Genomic DNA, 16884 nt, shown 5'->3' with positions numbered 1-16884 from the left:
TTACTCCTCTTCCGGGGCCAGCTGGGCGAGAACGGCCTTCAGCCCGAAACTGTCGCCTGTGGCAAATGGCATTTCGGCGACCACCCCGTCGCGCGGCGCGGTCAGGCTGGTCTCCAGCTTCATGCTTTCGATGACAAGAAGCGTCTGTCCTTCCCTGACCGCATCGCCCGGCTTCACCGCGATCAAGACCACAACCCCCGGCATCGGCGCGAGGATGCGGTCGTCGGCGGCACCGCCGTCGCTGGATGCCAAACGCTGGGCCGGATCGATCCGCCCGATCTCATGGGCCCGGCCATTCAGATGCACGAAGGTCGCATCCGGTCCGGCAGCAAGCCGGAGCCCGCGCACCGCGTCCCATGCCCGAAGGACGTAGCCCCCCGGCACACCCGTCGGCTCCAGACTGCAGGGAAGCGCGCCCTCGGGTGTGTGCAGCACGAACCGGCTGCCATCGTGGCCCAACCAGCATTCGATCTCAGCACCGTCGATCTGGAATATCCTGCGCATCAGTTTCTCCACTCGCCCATCTTGCGGTGCATCTCGGGGATCTGCATCACTTCTGCCACCAGTCTTTCGTCCGACAGTGCCGCGGCCGCAATCAACAGGTGGGACACATCCTCGCCCGGAGCGGTCAGCGTCTGGGCCTGCTCGCCCAGGAAGCTGGTCGAAAAGTTGCCTGCGGCAAAGTCAGGATGGGCAAGGATCGCATCCAGGTAACCGGTGTTCGTCGTCACCCCGAGGATGACGTAGTTCCTCACGGCCTGTCGCGCGCGTGCGATGGCCTCGGGACGGTCGGCCCCATGTACGATCAGCTTGGACAGCATCGGATCAAAGTCGGTCGTCACCTTGCCGCCGCTCAGAATGCCGCTGTCCACGCGCACGCCGGGGCCAGAGGGTTCGTCCAGCAGCAGGATATCCCCGATCGCGGGGCGAAAATCGGCCGTCGCGTCCTCGGCACAGATGCGCAGTTCGATAGAGTGTCCGTTCTGTGGAATATCCGCCTGCGCGGTGCTTAGCCCCTCGCCCGCCGCGATACGCAGCTGTTCGGCGACCAGATCGAAGCCGGTCACCATTTCGGTCACCGGATGTTCGACCTGAAGGCGGGTGTTCATCTCCAGGAAATAAAAGGCCCCGTCCTGTGCATAGATGAATTCGACGGTCCCCGCCCCGCGGTATTTGACGGCGCGGGCAATTCCGGCAGCGGTCTCGCAGATCTCATCCCGTTGCTCGGGGGTCAGCGCCGGTGACGGCGTTTCCTCGATAATCTTCTGGAACCGGCGCTGGATCGAACATTCACGTTCCCAGAAATGGACCACGTTGCCCTGTCCGTCGCCCATCACCTGCACCTCGATATGGCGCGGGCGTTCGATATAGCGTTCGACGAAAAGCCGCCCGTCGCCGAAATATCGTTCGCCTTCGCGGCGCGCGGTTTCGATTTCGGTCTCCAGCGTGCTGTCCTCGCGTACGACGCGCATGCCCTTGCCGCCACCGCCGGCCGAGGGCTTGATGAGCAGCGGATAGCCAACGGCGCGGGCGCGTTCGACAAAGCTCGCCGGATCATCATCCTCGATGGCCGAGGGGGCGACGGGAAACCCGCGTTCCTCGACGAAGGCGCGGGCGCGGACCTTGTCCCCCATCAGGTCGATGACCTCGGACGTCGGGCCGACAAAGGTCACTCCGGCTTTTTCCAGCGCCGCGACAAAACCGGCATTCTCTGACAGAAAGCCATAGCCGGGATGAACCGCGTCCGCGCCGATCCCTTTGGCGGCTTCGACGATCTGAGGAATATCGAGATAGGCGGCCACGGGCGTCGGGCCGTCGATCATCACGACCTCATCTGCGATCAGATGCGCCGGCCCCTCTTGCTCGGCGACATGACGCAACACGGCAGTCGCAAGCCCGCGGGCCTTAGCGGTGCGCAACACGCGCGCCGCGATCTCGCCCCGATTGGCGACCAGGAGTTTCGAAATGGTCATGGTGTCGTCCTCTTAGTTCCGGGCCGCGGCATTCAGTCCGTCACGTGCGGCCAGATCGGCTGGCACGGGAATTTCGATATCAAGCAGCATCTGCGCGAACCCTTTGCCCTGCGGGTCTATGCGGACCGAGGCGATGCCGCCACCGCCAAGCGATTCATGCAACAGGAAATTCAGCGAATGGCTTCCAGGCAAGTCGAACCGTTCTACCCTGCCGTCGCAGACATGGGCGAAATAGTCCTTCACCACCTCTTCGCTGAGAGCCGAGCGGATATATGGCAGGTAGTCCGGCTTGCGCGCGAGGATGCCGATATTGGCGATGTCCCCCTTGTCGCCCGAGCGGCCCCAGGCCAAATCGACGAGGCGGACCTTGACAACGTCCGGACCGGGCTCGCGGCTATCTGCGGGCGGTGCGGCAGGCGGATCAAGGTGGACTGGCGTAGTGGCCACGCTCACGGGCACATCCTTGCCGTCGACCTCGACCGCGACGGGGGTTTCGGCCTTGCTCTGAAGGAAGGAAAATAGACGGACCACCGGCTGCACCTTTGGCCGTCCGGCGAAGAACCCGGTCAGACCCTGCGCGGTCGAAATCGCCATCGGTGCGATTTCGCCGGCAAAGATGTTCAGCGCGGCGCGATCGTCATGGACCGCGCCGATCTTGAGCACCACCTCGCGGGTCCGGGCGCGCGCATTTGCGCCATAGGCCGCCTCGGCCCCCAGCACCTCGACGCTGACCTGCCGGAAATCGCCCATGTTGCGGTCGCGGAAAATCCGGCGACAGCGGGTCAGGATCGCCTCGGCCACACGTTCGGCCTTGGCGGGTGCGTCAATCGCGGCCAGTGTCAGGGTAGAGACCGCGCGCCAGCCATCGGCATGGGTCGCCGACACCTTGTAGCTGTCGGTGCGCCCAAGCCCCCTGCCGCCCTTGACCAGCACCCGGTCGGGTCCGACCTGTTCCAGGGTGACCCCGGACCAGTCGCAGATCACGTCGGGCAACAGGTAGGCGCGCGGGTCCCCGATTTCATAGAGCATCTGCTCTCCGACTGACCCGGGCACGACCAGCCCGCCGGTGTCAGGCGTCTTGGTCATGATGAAACTGCCGTCTTCGGACACCTCGACGATGGGCATGCCCATATTGTCCCAACCCGGCACGTCCTGCCAGTCGGTGAAGTTGCCGCCGGTTCCCTGGGGGCCGCATTCGATCAGGTGGCCGGCCAGCGATCCCTGGCTGAGCTTGTCCCAGTCATTGTCGCCCCAGCCGTATTCATGCATCAGGGGACCAAGCGCGACCGCGCTGTCGGCGCAGCGTCCGGTGATCACGATGTCGGCCCCGGCATCCAGCGCGGCAGCGATGGGGCGGGCACCCAGATAGGCATTCATGCTCCAGATATCATCTGGAAATGCGACACCCGAGAACATTTCCGTCTGACCGCTTTTGCGAATTTCATCGGCCCTGGGCAACAGGTCATCGCCCAGCACGACTCCGATGGACAGATCGACCCCGGCCTCGGCGGCGGCTTTGGCAAGCGCATCGCTGCAACCACGCGGGTTCACGCCCCCGGCATTGGCAACGACCTTGATCCCTTTTGCCTTGATATCCGGTAACCAGGGTGCCAGCGCCTTGACGAAATCCGGCGCATAGCCCGACTCGGGCGCTTTGGCGCGGGCCCGCGCCATCAGCGACATTGTCACCTCTGCCAGATAGTCAAACACCAGATAGTCGATCTCGCCCTTTGAGACCAGTTGACCGATCGCTTCCGGCGTATCGCCCCAGAAGCCCGATGCACATCCGATGCGCAGTTTTCGTTCCGACATATGCCTCTCCCTCCCCGCTTGATCAGCGGCCCGTCCATTCAGGTTTGCGCTTCGCAATGAAGGCATCGAAGCCTTCGCGCGCGTCTTCGGTCTGCGCTACTCGCGGTAACAGTGTTTCTGCAAACCGCATCTGCTGCGGATAGGTCATGTCCTCCATCGCGTGACAAGCGTATTTTCCCAGCCGGATCGCGCTCGGCGACTGCGCAGCAATCTGGGCAACCAGTTCTGCAACCTTGTCGTCCAACCCCGCGGCATCTGTCACATAGTTGACCAGATTGAACTGCAGGGCCTCCTCGGCCGTCAGAGGAACGCCGGTGATGAACATCTCCATCAGCCTCCGCCGGGGCAGCACGCGCATCATGGGTGGCACGATCGTCATGGGAAACAGACCCACCTTCACTTCCGGCGTTCCGATGCGGGCATGATCCGCCATCACAGCCAGATCGCAGGCACAGATGATGCCCGCCCCCGCCCCCATCGCGACGCCATTGATGCGCGCGATCGTTGGCTTTCGGCACGCCTGTATCGTCTCGAACAACCTTCCGGCAAAATGATCCGGGTCCGCCGGATCCTGAACAAACGGGCCGCCATCCGCCCCCGCCTTGATGTCGCCCCCGGCACAGAAGGCGCGCTCGCCCTCGCCGGTCAGAACGATCACGCGGCAATCGCTGTCCCTCTCGGCCGCATATATGGCGGCCACGATCCCGTCCGCGACCTCACGGTTGAGGGCATTTCGATTATCAGGACGTCGAATCGTGATACGCACTTCTTTGCCGAGCGCCTGCGATTGAACAACGCTCTCAGTCATTTCCGAAGCTCCCCCCTGCATTCAGGACACCGCGCTTTCTTACGTCAGGTCGTCAAAAGCTTGGCTTGATCTATTTTCTAACATGTGTTTGATTTTGGTCAACACTGCGGACGACATTTTTCGGGAGGATGATATGACCACTCAAAGTGAGGCCATCTCGGCTGATCTGGAAGCCATCAGGGCGAACTATTCTTTGACCGATGAGCAACGTCAGATTGTCGATCACGTGGATCGGGTAGCGCGCGAGGTCCTGCACCCGCTGCAGGCGCGCATGGATGACGAGGAATGGTGGCCCGATGATCTGTTCAAGCAGATGGGCGAGCTGGGCCTGCTGGGGATTACCGCGCCCGAAGAGCTTGGCGGATCGGGGCAGAACGAGTTCACCCAGGCGCTGGTGTCCGAGGTGATTTCGAAGTGGAATCCGGCTGTGGGCCTCTCGCACGGGGCGCATGACAACCTGTGCCTGAACAACCTGCTGCGCAACGGATCCGAAGAGCATGTGAAGAAATACGTGCCGGGCCTTTGCTCGGGCGAGCTGGTTGGTGCTTTGGGCCTGACCGAACCGGGTGCGGGATCCGATGCGCTCGGATCCATGGCCACAACTGCCCGCCGCGACGGTGATGATTATGTCATCAACGGCTCGAAGATTTACATCACCAACGGCCCCATTGCCGATGTGATCCTGCTTTATGCCAAAACCGACAAGTCGAAGGGCGCCAAGGGCATTTCTGCTTTCATCATCGAGACGGACAATCCCGGTTTCAAGGTGGCGCAAAAGCTTGACAAGATGGGCTTTCGCGGCTCGCCAACCGGAGAACTGGTGTTTGAGGATTGCCGCGTACCCGCATCCGCCATGGTTGGACCGGAAAACACCGGCGTTTCGGTGGTAATGAGCGGGTTGGATCTGGAGCGTGCCATGGTTGCCTCAGTCTGCGTTGGCATGGCCGAACGCGCCCTGGAACTAGGGCTGGAATACGCCAAGATTCGCGAACAATTCGGCAAACCGATTGCAAGTTTCCAGATGATGCAGTCGAAACTGGCCGAGATCTACACCGAGGTCGAAACCGCGCGTGCCTTCAGCTATCGGGCGCTGGCCGCCTGTACCGGGTTGCCGAAAGGGGCCGGTGGCCGCGGCGAAATCCACAAGCTGACTGCGGCGGCCTGTCTTTACGCAGGCGAGGCATTCAACAAGGCGGTGACCGAAGCCTGCCATATTCATGGTGGCTCTGGCTACATGCAGGACACCGAGATCAACCGGCTGTTCCGCGCCAACAAATTGTTGGAGATCGGCGCGGGAACAAGCGAAGTCCGCAAGATCATCATTGCCGAAGAACTTTTGCGCGCCTGAGGGGGACGAGACAATGAACAAGCAACTGCGCAACGACACCGCTCTGCCAACACATTTCATGACGGACGAACAGCAGGCCCTGGCCGATCAGGCCGGCAAGTTCTTCATGTCCGAATTCCACCATCTGAATGCGGAAATGGACGATACTGATGACCTGCCGTCTTCGGTTTTCCCCAAGCTGGGCGAAATGGGCTACCTGGGACTGAACGTGCCGCCGGAATTCGGCGGCGCTGGTTTGGATTTTACCTCGGCCTGTATCATCACCGAACAGCTGTCGCGATCCTCTGCGGCCATCGGACTGACCCATGTGGCGCACGACAACCTCTGCGTCAATAATATCTATCGCAACGCCAATGACGAGTTGCGCCGAAAATACCTGCCAGGTCTGTGCGACGGCACGCTGGTGGGAGCCCTGGGTCTGACCGAACCCGGCGCGGGGTCTGATGCGCTTGGCTCGATGCGGACCACGGCCAAAAAGGATGGCGACGACTACATCCTGAACGGCGCCAAAATCTACATCACCAACGGACCGATTGCCGATCTGGTCCTGGTCTATGCCAAGACTTCGCCGGAAAAGGGGGCCAAGGGTATTTCCGCTTTCATCGTGGAAACCGACACGCCCGGTTTCAAGGTGGCGCAGAAGCTCAACAAGATGGGATTCCGCGGCTCGCCGACGGGCGAACTGGTGTTCGAAGATTGCCGCGTTCCGGCCAGAAACATGGTCGGCAAGCTGGATGGCGGCGTTGCCGTTACCATGTCCGGGCTTGATCTGGAACGTGCCATCGTCTGTTTCAACGCTCTGGGCATTGCGCAGCGGGCGCTGGATATTTCCATCGACTACGCCAAGACACGCCAGCAATTCGGCAAACCGATCGCCAGTTTTCAGATGGTTCAGGCGATGCTGGCCGACATGTATACCCAGATCGAGGCGGCGCGCAGCCTGTCCTTGCGCACCGCGGCCATGTGTGAGGGCCTCGAAGAGGGCGAAGGCGGGCGCGGCGAAATCCACAAGCTCACCGCTGCGGCGATCTACAAGGCCGCTGAGGCGACATCCTTCGTGCTGGACAAAGCTGTCCAGATTCACGGCGGCTCGGGTTACATGCGTGATACAGAAGTGAACCGGCTGTACCGGACCGGTCGCGTGCTTGAGGTCGGCGCAGGCACCCAGGAGGTTCGCAAACTCATCATCTCTGGCGAATTGCTGAAGAACTAGGGGCGGAACATGAGCGAAGCGAAATCAAGGCGTTACGCGTCCGATCTCATGGCGGGCCAGGTTGCCCTGGTCACGGGGTCCGGATCTGGAATGGGCCGGGCGACGGCGATCGAAATGGCCTCTTGCGGGGCCAGGCTTGCGCTGTTCGCGCGCCGCGAAGAGCCGCTGGAAGAGACCGCCGAAATGATCCGGGCGGCGGGGGGCGAGGCCTTTGTCGTGCCCGGAGACACCCGCGACGAAGACAGTATCGAAGCTGCGATGGGGCGGATCAAGGACCACTATGGGCAGTTGGATGTTTTGGTGAACAATGCTGGCGGCCAGTATATCGCACCCGCCCGCGATATCACCAACAAGGGCTTCGAAGCCGTGATCCGCAACAACCTGATCGGGTCTTGGCAGATGACCCGGGCAGCGGCGGATCACTTCATGTACGACAACGGTGGATCGGTTGTATTTGTTACCGCCATCTCGGCGCGCACCGCGCTTACCGGCTTTACACACACCGTCGCCGCACGCGCCGGTGTAACGGGCATGATGAAAACGCTGGCCGCCGAATGGGGCGAGTACGGCATCCGGCTGAACTGCGTCGCACCGGGCACGATCAAGACCGATGCGCTTGGCCGCTATCCGATTCCGCCGGAACAGTGGAAAAAGCTGAACCGCTCGGTCCTGAACCGGATGGGGGCGGCCGAGGACATCGCTGGCACGATCATTTTCCTGGCCTCGAAACTTGGCGGTTTCATCACCGGAGAAGACATTTATGTAGACGGCGGTGAGACCCTGCACATGGGTCATGACGCGCGGGACATGATCAACCCCGCGATGTTCGAGAAACGCGAACGGGGAGATGGCAAGAATGAGTAAACACCCAGTCCTTCTGGAGATTTCCGACAGGATCGCCACGGTTACGCTGAACGACCCGGAGCGGCGCAACCCGGTCACCGGAAACGACATGATCGCTGCCCTTCTGGAGACCTTCGCCAAGGTGCAGGCCGATCCTCAGGTCAGCGTGATGATCCTGACCGGGGCCGACCCGGCCTTTTGTGCCGGCGGCGACATCAAGGAGATGAACGATCCCGACAGCGTGTTCCGCAAGGAGCCGCTGGCGGCGGCGCAGAGCTATGTTGATGGGGTGCAGCGGCTGCCGCTTGCGCTCTACAACATGGATATTCCGACCATCGCCGCAGTCAACGGCCCGGCGGTGGGCGCGGGGTGCGACCTGACCATGATGTGCGACATGCGCATCGCGTCGGAAAAAGCAAGGTTCGGCGAAGTGTTTCTGAATCTCGGAATCATTCCGGGCGATGCGGGCAGCTGGTTCCTGTTGCGTCGTCTGGGCCACCAGAAGGCCGCCGATCTGACCTTCTCAGGGCGCATGGTCGAGGCCAAGGAAGCGCTGGAGCTTGGTATGGTGCTTGAACTTGTGCCTCATGAAAAATTGATGGAACGGGCCCGCGAACGGGCCGCCGTCATCGCAGCGAAACCACCGCGTGCGGTGCGCGTCGCCAAGCGTCTGATGCGCAATGCCGAACGGATGGACCTGCCGGATTTCCTGAATTCTGCGGCGGCCTATCAGGCGCTCATGCATCAGACCGAAGACCATCACGAGGCGGTTGCTGCGTTCATCGAGAAACGAAAACCCAACTTCACAGGGCGCTAATGGAAGAATTGCATGTCTGATATCTCCAAAAAGAAAATGGAGCAAATCGCGCAGATGTGGAATGCGCGCGGCAAGGGTCTGATAACGCATATGGCGCTTGAGATCGAAGAGGTCTCGACGGAAGGTGTTCGGGTTCGGATGCCGTTCAATCCGGACTTTTGCGTCGATGCGGAACAATCGCTGCTCCACGGTGGTATCCTGACGGCACTTCTGGACAGTGTCTTTGGACTGGCGAACTTTGTTGCCATCGAAGGCGTCAGTACCATGGCCACTCTTGACCTCAGAGTTGATTACCTGCGCCCGGCCCGTTCGCGCGCGGATGTCATCGTTCAAGCGCATTGTTTTCGCAAGACCCGCCACATCGCCTTCAATTCCGGCAGCGTCTGGTTCGCGGGCCATGAGGATGCTGAAATAGCCAGGGGAACCGCCTCGTTTGCATTGACGCGCGGCGAAACCAGCCTGTTTGACGCAATGACAAAAGGGAAAACCTCGTGATGGACGTGCAAACTGTCAATGCCAATGTTTCCCGGGTGCCGTTCTTCCGATTTCTCAACTTTGAGGTCAGAAGTCTAGACAGTCTCCATGCTGAGGCGGAAATGACCTTTGATGACCGCCATATCGGTAACCCGATCATGGAGTACTACCATGGCGGCATAATCGCGAGTTTTATGGAGGCCACAGCCGCCATCGCGGTACAGCCCGATTTCGCCGACGTTCCGGCCAAGCCGATCAATCTGACCGTCGATTACCTCAGACCCGGTGTGAAGGGACCGCTTTTTGCGCGCGCCAATGTCACGCGCAAAGGCAAGCGGATGGCAAGCGTCAGCGTGCTCAGCTGGCAGACGGATCGGGAAAAGGCGGTTGCCGAAGGGCTGTATCACTTCCTTCTGGTCTGACCGGGGCAACCGCTTTCTGGGCTACCTTGTCCTGTGGACGGGGCCGCCTCCCGGTGACAAATTCCTTCCAGTAACAGATTGATGAGCATGCTGGAGAATTCAGGCAGTGATAGATATCCTTCCACTCCTGCCTTGTTCGGGTCGAACCATTCCACCGTCCAGTTCAAAGCGCCCAACATCACCTGGCGCAAGGGGACGATCTTGATATCCGACCGTATGGCACCGTCGTCCTGAGCTTCACGGAGTATCCGATCCCAGAGTTTTCCATACTCATGGCGAATACCCCTGTGCCTCTCCCTGAAATGATTGGGGAGCACTCCATAGCTTCTGATATTCGCCGAGGTGAATTCGCTTGCCTTGAAGAGGAAATCCAGGTGCGCCCAGATTGCAGTCGCTATCTTGGCGTGATGATCGTACGGGGCATCGAATTTCCGAACGGCGGCTTCGACACCTGATAGCAAGTCCCTCAGTCCGGCGTTTAGAACTTCGTCAACGATCGCTTCTTTGGAGTTGAAATGGTAATAGACGCTGCCCGCTTTCATGTCCGCTTCTTCCGCGATCTTTCTCAGCGTGGTCGCCTTGTAGCCATTGTCCCTCAGAACGCGCGCTGCGGCCTTTAGAATTTCTGCACGGGTCTTAGCCGCCTTGCTGTCGGGATCCGGGATCTTGGCGGGAGTGGCGGGGCACAGCTTCAAGCCTTCGGTATCCGCCTTGCGATGTGGACACATTCCGTCAAGTATCAGCTTACTCATTCGTTCCGCGAGGATGCGCGCCGGATACTTGTCGACATCGTACCATTCTACGGTCCAGTTCATGGCACTCAGGATGAACTGGCGGATCACAGCAGTGGATATGTCGCTTCGAAGGTGGCCGGCGCGTTTGGCGTCATTCAGGAATTTGCCCCAGGCCCCTGCATATGATGCACGCAATTCGCGATGCGGGGCGCGTGTTTCGTCCGACAACATCGGATAGTTCCGAATATTGGCTGACGTGAAGTCGCTGTCGGTCAAGAGATAGCTCAGATGTGTTTCAATCAGCAGTCCGAAAGTCTTGCGAAAATCCTCCGAACTTGTCGGTGCCGACCGAACGATTTCACTGACCGCCTGATATAGTTGACGGACGCCAAGATCGAGAACTTCGCTCAGAATCTGGTCCTTGGATTGAAAATGATAATAAATGCTGCCGGCCTCAATGCCAGCTTCCTGCGCGATGTCGCGCATAGTCGTTGCGTGATAGCCTTCATACCGAAAAAGTCGCGCGGCCGCAGCGAGTATGGCTTCGCGGGTCCTCTCCGACTTGCTTAGATCGTCATTCACTATCCTGGTATCTTCAATCTGTCGTGCCATCCAGTGTCGATACTTGTCGTAGATGAGGCTGTCCATTGCAATTAATCTAACAACTGTTAGATTACATCGGAGAGAGTGTCGAATCAAGCTGTTTTCAAGGTGCAACGGAAGAGGAGGACCTCCACATGCGAGGGTTGAGTGGAAAACGGGTCGTTGTGACCGGCGGTGGGAGCGGCATTGGCCGAGCGGTTTGCGAACGGTTCGGCGCGGAGGGTGCCGAAGTCGCCGTTTTCGATCTGAACAAAGCCGGAGCGGATGAAACCGCCAAACTAATCACTGAATCCGGCGGAAAAGCGACTGCATTTCAGGCGGATATCACCGATCGCGCACAGGTCGACAAGGCCGTCGCCGAGTTCGAATCCGGCGGACCGATTGATGTGCTGGTGAACAACGCGGGCTGGGACGTGATCAAACCGTTCCTCGACACCGATCCCGACCTTTGGAAAAAGGTCATCGACATAAATCTTTACGGTCCGCTGAATATGCATCACGCGGTGCTTCCGGGCATGGTCAAGAACGGCGGCGGCCGTGTGGTCAACATCGCGTCCGACGCCGGACGCGTCGGATCATCCGGCGAAGCCGTGTATTCGGCCTGCAAGGGTGGCATCATCTCGTTCACCAAAACCGTAGCGCGCGAACTGGCGCGTAAAGGTATTCAATTGAATGCGGTCGCCCCCGGCCCGACCGATACGCCGCTGTTCGCTCAGGTTGCCGAGGGCGAGGCCGGTCAAAAGATCGCCGAAGGTCTCAAGCGGGCGATTCCGATGAAGCGTCTTGCGCAGCCGACGGATTACCCTGGCATCATCTGCTTCCTGTCGTCGGACGACGCAGGGTTCATTACCGGCCAGGTGATTTCGGTTTCGGGCGGCTTGTCCATGCACGGTTGAAGCCATGACAGCAGCGCCGGACACCAGGCGTTGCTGCCAAACCGTGCCAAAAGAGTTACCTCCCCGACTGGCCGCGCCTTATGTGCGGCCCTTTTTCATTCTAGAAAGGTTGCGAATGTTTCAGCCAGGCTCTGACATCCAGCGGACAAGCACGCTGACCTCATTTCTGAAGGGCTGCGGCATTGACAGTTACGAGGAACTCGTCCACCGTTCGAATGAAGACCCAGACTGGTTCTGGGGCCGGATCATTGACCATGCCGGGATACGGTTCGCGCGGCCCTTCAGCCGGTTGCGAGATATCTCCGAAGGGCCCGAATCGATCCGGTGGGCCGTCGGGAGTGCTTTGAATCTGACGGAAACCTGTCTTGACGCCCGAATTGCCGATGGCTTGGGCGACAAGGTCGCAATCGACTGGGTCGGCGAAGACGGTAGCCGCCGCCGCTGGACCTATTCCGACCTTGCCGCCGAAGCCTCCCGCGTCGCCTCGGCCCTTGCCGCGCGCGGTGTAAGGCCCGGTCAGGCGGTGGGCATCTATATGCCGATGATCCCCGAAATCGAGGCCGCGCTTCTGGGTATTGCCCGGCTGGGCGCGGTTGCGGTGCCGCTGTTTTCCGGTTTTGCGCCTCATGCCATCGTATCGCGCCTGAACGACGCGGATGCCGTGGCGGTGTTGACGGCGGATGCCACACCCCGGCGAGGCAAGCCGGTCTGGATGGAAGCGACCCTTGCCCAGGCTTTGACCGACGTGCCATCGGTTCATACCGTCATCAGCCTGCGACGGTTCGGCAGTGCGATGACCGATCCCGCCCGCGATCTGGACTGGAGCGAAACAGTGGGCCGCGCCAGTCCGGAGTTTGCCGCCGTTCCCGTCAGTCCCGATGACACCTTTCTCATCGCCTATACATCGGGCACCACCGGGCGGCCCAAGGGTGTCGTGCATACCCATCTGGGCGTGCAGGCCAAGGCCACGGCCGATTTCCTGCTTTGCCTCGACATGAAACGGGATGACCGGCACCTCTGGATGACCGACATGGGGTGGGTCATGGGACCGCTTACCCTTTTGTCGGTGCTCTTGTCCGGTTCGACTCTGGTGCTGGCCGAGGGCGCACCATCAATGCCCGGCGATCCCTTCAGGCTGCTGCGTCTTGCGTCCGAGATGGAGGTCACGCATCTCGGCGTGGCCCCGACCCTGGTACGGCAGTTCATGACGCAGGATACTGAATCTTTGTCGGGCTACGACTTGTCGTCCCTGCGCATCGTCGCCTCGACCGGCGAGCCCTGGACCGAGGATGCCTGGCTCTGGCAGCTCGATCATATCTGTCGCCGCCGCGCCGTGCCGCTGAACATCTCGGGCGGGACCGAGCTTTTTGGCGCGATCCTGACCTCGACCGTGCTGCACGAGCTCAAGCCCGGCGGATTTTCGGCCCAGGCCCTGGGTGTCGGGGCCAAGGTTCTGCGCCAGGACGGCAGCGAAGCCGCACCGGGCGAGGTCGGCGAACTGGTCGTGACCCAGCCGCCTCTGGGTCTGACCCCGGCCATCTGGGGGGACCGCGATCGCTACCTTGAAACCTACTGGTCCACCTTCCCCGGCCTCTGGCGGCACGGCGACTGGGTGCGCTGCGATCCGGACGGGACATGGTATATCCTGGGCCGGTCGGACGACACGCTGAACATCGCCGGCAAACGCATCGGCCCGCCCGAGATCGAGGCGGCCCTGACCGAAACCGGAGAGGTGGTGGACGCCGCTGCCATCGCGGCACCTGATGACATCAAGGGCGTGGCCGTCGTCTGCGTCTGCGTGGCGGCCCCAAATGTGTCGCCGGACGCGGAGCTCGTGAACCGGCTCAAGGATCGTGTCGGAGAGATCGTCTCGAAGCCCTTCCGCCCGCGCGAGATCCACTTTGTCGAAGCGCTGCCCAAGACCCGCAGCATGAAAACCATGCGCCGTGTCGTGCGTGCCGCCTTTCTCGGTGAAGATCCGGGCGATCTGTCGTCGATCAGCAACCCGGAAACCATTCAGCCCATCGCAGACCTGCAAAAGGAAAAGTCATGATCACTGTTTTCGGAGCCACGGGCACGACTGGCGCGCCCCTCGTCGATACGCTTCTGGCAAAAGGCGCGTCCGTGCGCGCTGTCACCAGCGCCCCCTCCAAGTTAGATGCGCTAAGGGCCAAAGGATGCGAGGCGGTCGCAGCGGATTTCACGGACCCTGCCGCGCTGGCGCGGGCCTGTGACGGGGCAGAAAAGATATACCTGGTCACGCCTGCACATCTGAACATGCGCCAGTGGAAGGCGAACGTGATCGAGGCGGCCAAGGCCGCGGGCGTGCGCCATATCGTTTTGGCCACGGGGCTTGGCGCGTCGCCCAAGGCGGGGCTGACCTTTGGAAAGTGGCATTCCGAAACCCAGGAGCTGCTGAAGCAAAGCGGCCTTGACTGGACCTTTGTCCAGCCGACCTATTTCATGCAGAACCTGCTGTGGCAGGCCGGCAACATTGCAAAGGACGCCGTGTACTATGACGATCTGGGCGGCCCAGTGGCCTGGATCGACGCCCGCGACATCGCGGATGTCGCCGCCGAGGCGCTGACCGCTCCGGGTTACGAAGGCAAGGCTCTTGGCCTGACCGGGCCCGAAGCTCTTACCGGAGAAGATATCGCGGCCCTCCTGTCCGGGGTGACCGGGCGCACTGTCACCTGCGTGCCCCTGTCGGCCGAAAATGCCAAGGCGGGCATGGTGGCTGGCGGAATGCAGGACGAGGTCGCTAGAGCCATGGTCGAATTGGCTTCCATCGCGCCCAAGGGCTACCTTGCCGGCATCGAGACCACGGTCAGCGATGTGATGGGACGCCCGGCGCGCCGATTTGCCGATTTCGTCGCCGAGAACCGGGATGCTTTCGTCAAGTAACCTGATGGCGGCGCCGCTTTATCTCGAACTGGCGCCGCCCGAGGAAGCGGCCAAACAGATCGACCATCTGTTCGTGTTCCGCGATACCGGTGTGCTGAGCGGTGGTGGACGCGGGCGGTTCGCAACCGACCTCTTTACCCTTTCGGTAACGCGCGACGACAGCAGCGGGGCGCGTGTATCGCTGGCGCCACCGCGCTCGGGCTTCACTCCCCGCCCAAGGCCATTCCATGGTGTCGTGGCCGGGCTGAGGCTGTCGTCACGACCGAAGCACTTACCCGAATCCGAAGTGCTGGACACGTTGGCCTCAGAACTGGCCCGTGTTCAGACCGGTGACGATGACCTGCCTACGCTCATCGCGGTGCTTGACGGCCTTGCGAGAGACCTGCGCTTTGCCGCACCGCCCGGAGCGTACAGCGACCGGACCGAACGTCGAAAGGTGCGGGCGGATACCGGCGTGTCGCGGCGGCGGCTTGCCGCCTCGCGGCGCTTTCGCCAGGCTCTTGGGCAGCTCGCGTCACAGAGCCTGCCGCTGAGCGATCTGGCGCTGGACGCCGGATATTGCGATCAATCCCATATGTCCGTCGCTTGCCGGATCTTCGCCGGCAAACCGCCCGGCGCGTTGCGCGCTCAGTCCGTTCCGCGTCGTTTTGACCTTTCGCTACAAGATACGCGCCTCAAAGACCGCCTAAGATTGGTCATCGACGAATGAAATCGAAGAGGAAGACCCGCCATGACGCAATTCAAACCGAAAAACCCCGACTATGACGCACGCGTGCGCGACAGTTTCGATCGCCAGAAGGTGATGAACACGTTGGGGATCAGCATTGCCGAGCTATCGCCCGGCCGCATTGTTCTGGAGATGGCACATGAGGATGCCCTGACCCAGCAACATGGGTTTTTGCATGCCGGAATCGTGTCGACCGCGCTGGACAGCGCCTGCGGATACGCAGCCTTTTCGCTGATGCCCGCGGAAGCGGCCGTTTTGACAGTCGAATTCAAGATCAACCTGCTCAACCCGGCGGATGGCGAACGGTTTCGTTTCGTCGCAAACGTGGTGAAACCAGGCAGGACGCTGACCATTTGCGAGGCGCGTGCCTATGCCGTGAAGGGCCAGGATGAAAAGCTCGTGGCAACGATGACCGGAACGCTCATGGCGCTGATCGGGCGGGCGGGGGTCGCGGACTGAGCGCAACCCGGCCGCAGCACATCCGATCCGGGCGGCCGGGCCGATTATTCAGACAGCTGGATCAGCTGTTCCAGCGGCTCGCGACCTCGGCCAACCGTTTCCCGTAGGCGCGCGCGGTATCCAGATCGCCGCCAGCAGGTTCAGACCTGCCAAGCGGTAATGTTAGCCTTTAGCAGTGCGGTCGCCGATTGTCCGTCGTCAGGGTTTTTCGGAGAGCTGAGACTGTATCGTAACGGAGGATCTGCTTCGGTATCTGTTCAAGTTTATGCGGCAGCGGCCTGATGCTGCAACCGTAATTGGAACGGATGGACGCCCACGGTGCCGATGGGCTGCCGTCACGCCGGAGTTTCCAGTCAGGGCTGAGCTGGCGCACCATTCTGGCCAAGCGCGAGAACTTTCGTGCTGCCTTCGCCGGGTTCGACTTTCGGGGAGTTGCGAACTTTGACGACAACGACATTGAGCGCCTACTTGCCGATGAAGGAATTGTTCGCTATCGAGGCAAGATCGAAGCCGTGATCAACAACGCTCGCCGTACTTTCGAGGTCGTCCAAGAGGAAGGCTCCTTCGCCGCATTCATTTGGCTATATGAACCTGCCAAGGACGACGCACTGCCACAAATGCGGTCCAAATCTACAGCGTCCGAGATCCTTTCCAAAGACCTACGAAAGCTTGGCTTCAAATTCGTGGGACCGACCACCGTATATGCATTCTGAACCGTGCCGGGTTTGCCGGAGGCTCCAACTTCTGAGTAGGATGGAGCATCATGAGCAAGACGACGAACAAGTTTTCCCCTGAAGTGCGTGAACGCGCGGTGCGGCTGGTCTTCGATGGCGAGGGGCAGCATGGATCGC

At 60.9% G+C, this 16884-nt stretch carries 17 protein-coding genes; 12 read left to right on the top strand and 5 right to left on the bottom strand.

What is annotated here, in order from left to right; translation table 11 throughout:
• Genes AC13CR_RS03220 through AC13CR_RS03205 form a run of 4 tightly spaced genes read right to left on the bottom strand, consistent with a single transcriptional unit; the run spans nt 1 to nt 4593 of the window.
• The gene (locus AC13CR_RS03220; RefSeq protein ID WP_482900407.1) at nt 1–504 is read right to left on the bottom strand and encodes an acyl-CoA carboxylase biotin carboxyl carrier protein subunit; all 504 of its coding nucleotides are present in this window, start codon (nt 502–504) and stop codon (nt 1–3) included.
• On the bottom strand, nt 504–1973 hold the full coding sequence (locus AC13CR_RS03215) for an acetyl-CoA carboxylase biotin carboxylase subunit (protein ID WP_482900406.1): 1470 nt from the start codon (nt 1971–1973) through the stop codon (nt 504–506). The genes AC13CR_RS03220 and AC13CR_RS03215 overlap by 1 nt, the downstream gene beginning before the upstream one ends.
• 12 nt (nt 1974–1985) lie before the next feature.
• A complete protein-coding gene (locus AC13CR_RS03210) occupies nt 1986–3785 on the bottom strand; it encodes an acyclic terpene utilization AtuA family protein (protein ID WP_482900405.1) in 1800 nt (599 codons plus the stop codon).
• Between the two features lie 22 nt (nt 3786–3807).
• Nucleotides 3808–4593, bottom strand: a complete 786-nt coding sequence (locus AC13CR_RS03205; RefSeq protein WP_482900404.1) for an enoyl-CoA hydratase-related protein — start codon at nt 4591–4593, stop codon at nt 3808–3810.
• A gap of 82 nt (nt 4594–4675) precedes the next feature.
• Between AC13CR_RS03205 and AC13CR_RS03200 the strand changes: the two genes are divergently transcribed.
• Genes AC13CR_RS03200 through AC13CR_RS03175 form a run of 6 tightly spaced genes read left to right on the top strand, consistent with a single transcriptional unit; the run spans nt 4676 to nt 9710 of the window.
• Nucleotides 4676–5941, top strand: a complete 1266-nt coding sequence (locus AC13CR_RS03200; RefSeq protein ID WP_482900403.1) for an acyl-CoA dehydrogenase family protein — start codon at nt 4676–4678, stop codon at nt 5939–5941.
• A gap of 13 nt (nt 5942–5954) precedes the next feature.
• A complete protein-coding gene (locus AC13CR_RS03195) occupies nt 5955–7154 on the top strand; it encodes an acyl-CoA dehydrogenase family protein (protein ID WP_066817258.1) in 1200 nt (399 codons plus the stop codon).
• A gap of 9 nt (nt 7155–7163) precedes the next feature.
• Complete coding sequence (locus AC13CR_RS03190; protein ID WP_066817260.1) at nt 7164–8018, top strand: SDR family NAD(P)-dependent oxidoreductase; 855 nt, start codon at nt 7164–7166, stop codon at nt 8016–8018.
• Entirely contained in the window at nt 8002–8814 is an 813-nt protein-coding gene (locus AC13CR_RS03185) for an enoyl-CoA hydratase-related protein (protein ID WP_482900402.1), read from the top strand. The genes AC13CR_RS03190 and AC13CR_RS03185 overlap by 17 nt, the downstream gene beginning before the upstream one ends.
• A gap of 12 nt (nt 8815–8826) precedes the next feature.
• A complete protein-coding gene (locus AC13CR_RS03180; protein ID WP_482900401.1) occupies nt 8827–9309 on the top strand; it encodes a PaaI family thioesterase in 483 nt (160 codons plus the stop codon).
• A complete protein-coding gene (locus AC13CR_RS03175; protein WP_028093915.1) occupies nt 9309–9710 on the top strand; it encodes a PaaI family thioesterase in 402 nt (133 codons plus the stop codon). Before AC13CR_RS03180 ends, AC13CR_RS03175 begins: the two co-directional genes overlap by 1 nt.
• Here the strand turns inward: AC13CR_RS03175 and AC13CR_RS03170 are convergent.
• The gene (locus AC13CR_RS03170; protein WP_482900400.1) at nt 9692–11092 is read right to left on the bottom strand and encodes a TetR/AcrR family transcriptional regulator; all 1401 of its coding nucleotides are present in this window, start codon (nt 11090–11092) and stop codon (nt 9692–9694) included. The two genes, AC13CR_RS03175 and AC13CR_RS03170, sit on opposite strands and share 19 nt — an antisense overlap.
• Before the next feature lie 89 nt (nt 11093–11181).
• Here AC13CR_RS03170 and AC13CR_RS03165 point away from each other — a divergent pair, with 89 nt between their 5' ends.
• The 6 genes from AC13CR_RS03165 to AC13CR_RS03140 all read left to right on the top strand — a co-directional run bounded on the left by AC13CR_RS03165 (nt 11182) and on the right by AC13CR_RS03140 (nt 16746).
• Nucleotides 11182–11943 carry a glucose 1-dehydrogenase gene (locus tag AC13CR_RS03165; protein WP_204114570.1) on the top strand — a complete coding sequence of 254 codons (762 nt, stop codon included), beginning with the start codon at nt 11182–11184 and terminating at the stop codon, nt 11941–11943.
• Between the two features lie 115 nt (nt 11944–12058).
• Nucleotides 12059–13996: an AMP-binding protein gene (locus tag AC13CR_RS03160; protein WP_482900399.1), complete on the top strand. Its 1938-nt coding sequence runs from the start codon at nt 12059–12061 to the stop codon at nt 13994–13996.
• Nucleotides 13993–14847, top strand: coding sequence for an SDR family oxidoreductase (locus AC13CR_RS03155; protein WP_482900398.1), 855 nt, complete (start codon nt 13993–13995; stop codon nt 14845–14847). The genes AC13CR_RS03160 and AC13CR_RS03155 overlap by 4 nt, the downstream gene beginning before the upstream one ends.
• 4 nt (nt 14848–14851) lie before the next feature.
• Complete coding sequence (locus AC13CR_RS03150; RefSeq protein ID WP_394414388.1) at nt 14852–15556, top strand: helix-turn-helix domain-containing protein; 705 nt, start codon at nt 14852–14854, stop codon at nt 15554–15556.
• A 21-nt stretch (nt 15557–15577) separates the two neighbouring features.
• Nucleotides 15578–16033 carry a PaaI family thioesterase gene (locus AC13CR_RS03145; protein ID WP_394414385.1) on the top strand — a complete coding sequence of 152 codons (456 nt, stop codon included), beginning with the start codon at nt 15578–15580 and terminating at the stop codon, nt 16031–16033.
• Between the two features lie 305 nt (nt 16034–16338).
• Entirely contained in the window at nt 16339–16746 is a 408-nt protein-coding gene (locus AC13CR_RS03140; RefSeq protein WP_482900397.1) for a DNA-3-methyladenine glycosylase I, read from the top strand.
• Nucleotides 16747–16884 lie beyond the last annotated feature (138 nt).

This window comes from Paracoccus sp. L-17, assembly GCF_056857655.1.
This window is presented reverse-complemented; position numbering and strand designations above follow the sequence as displayed.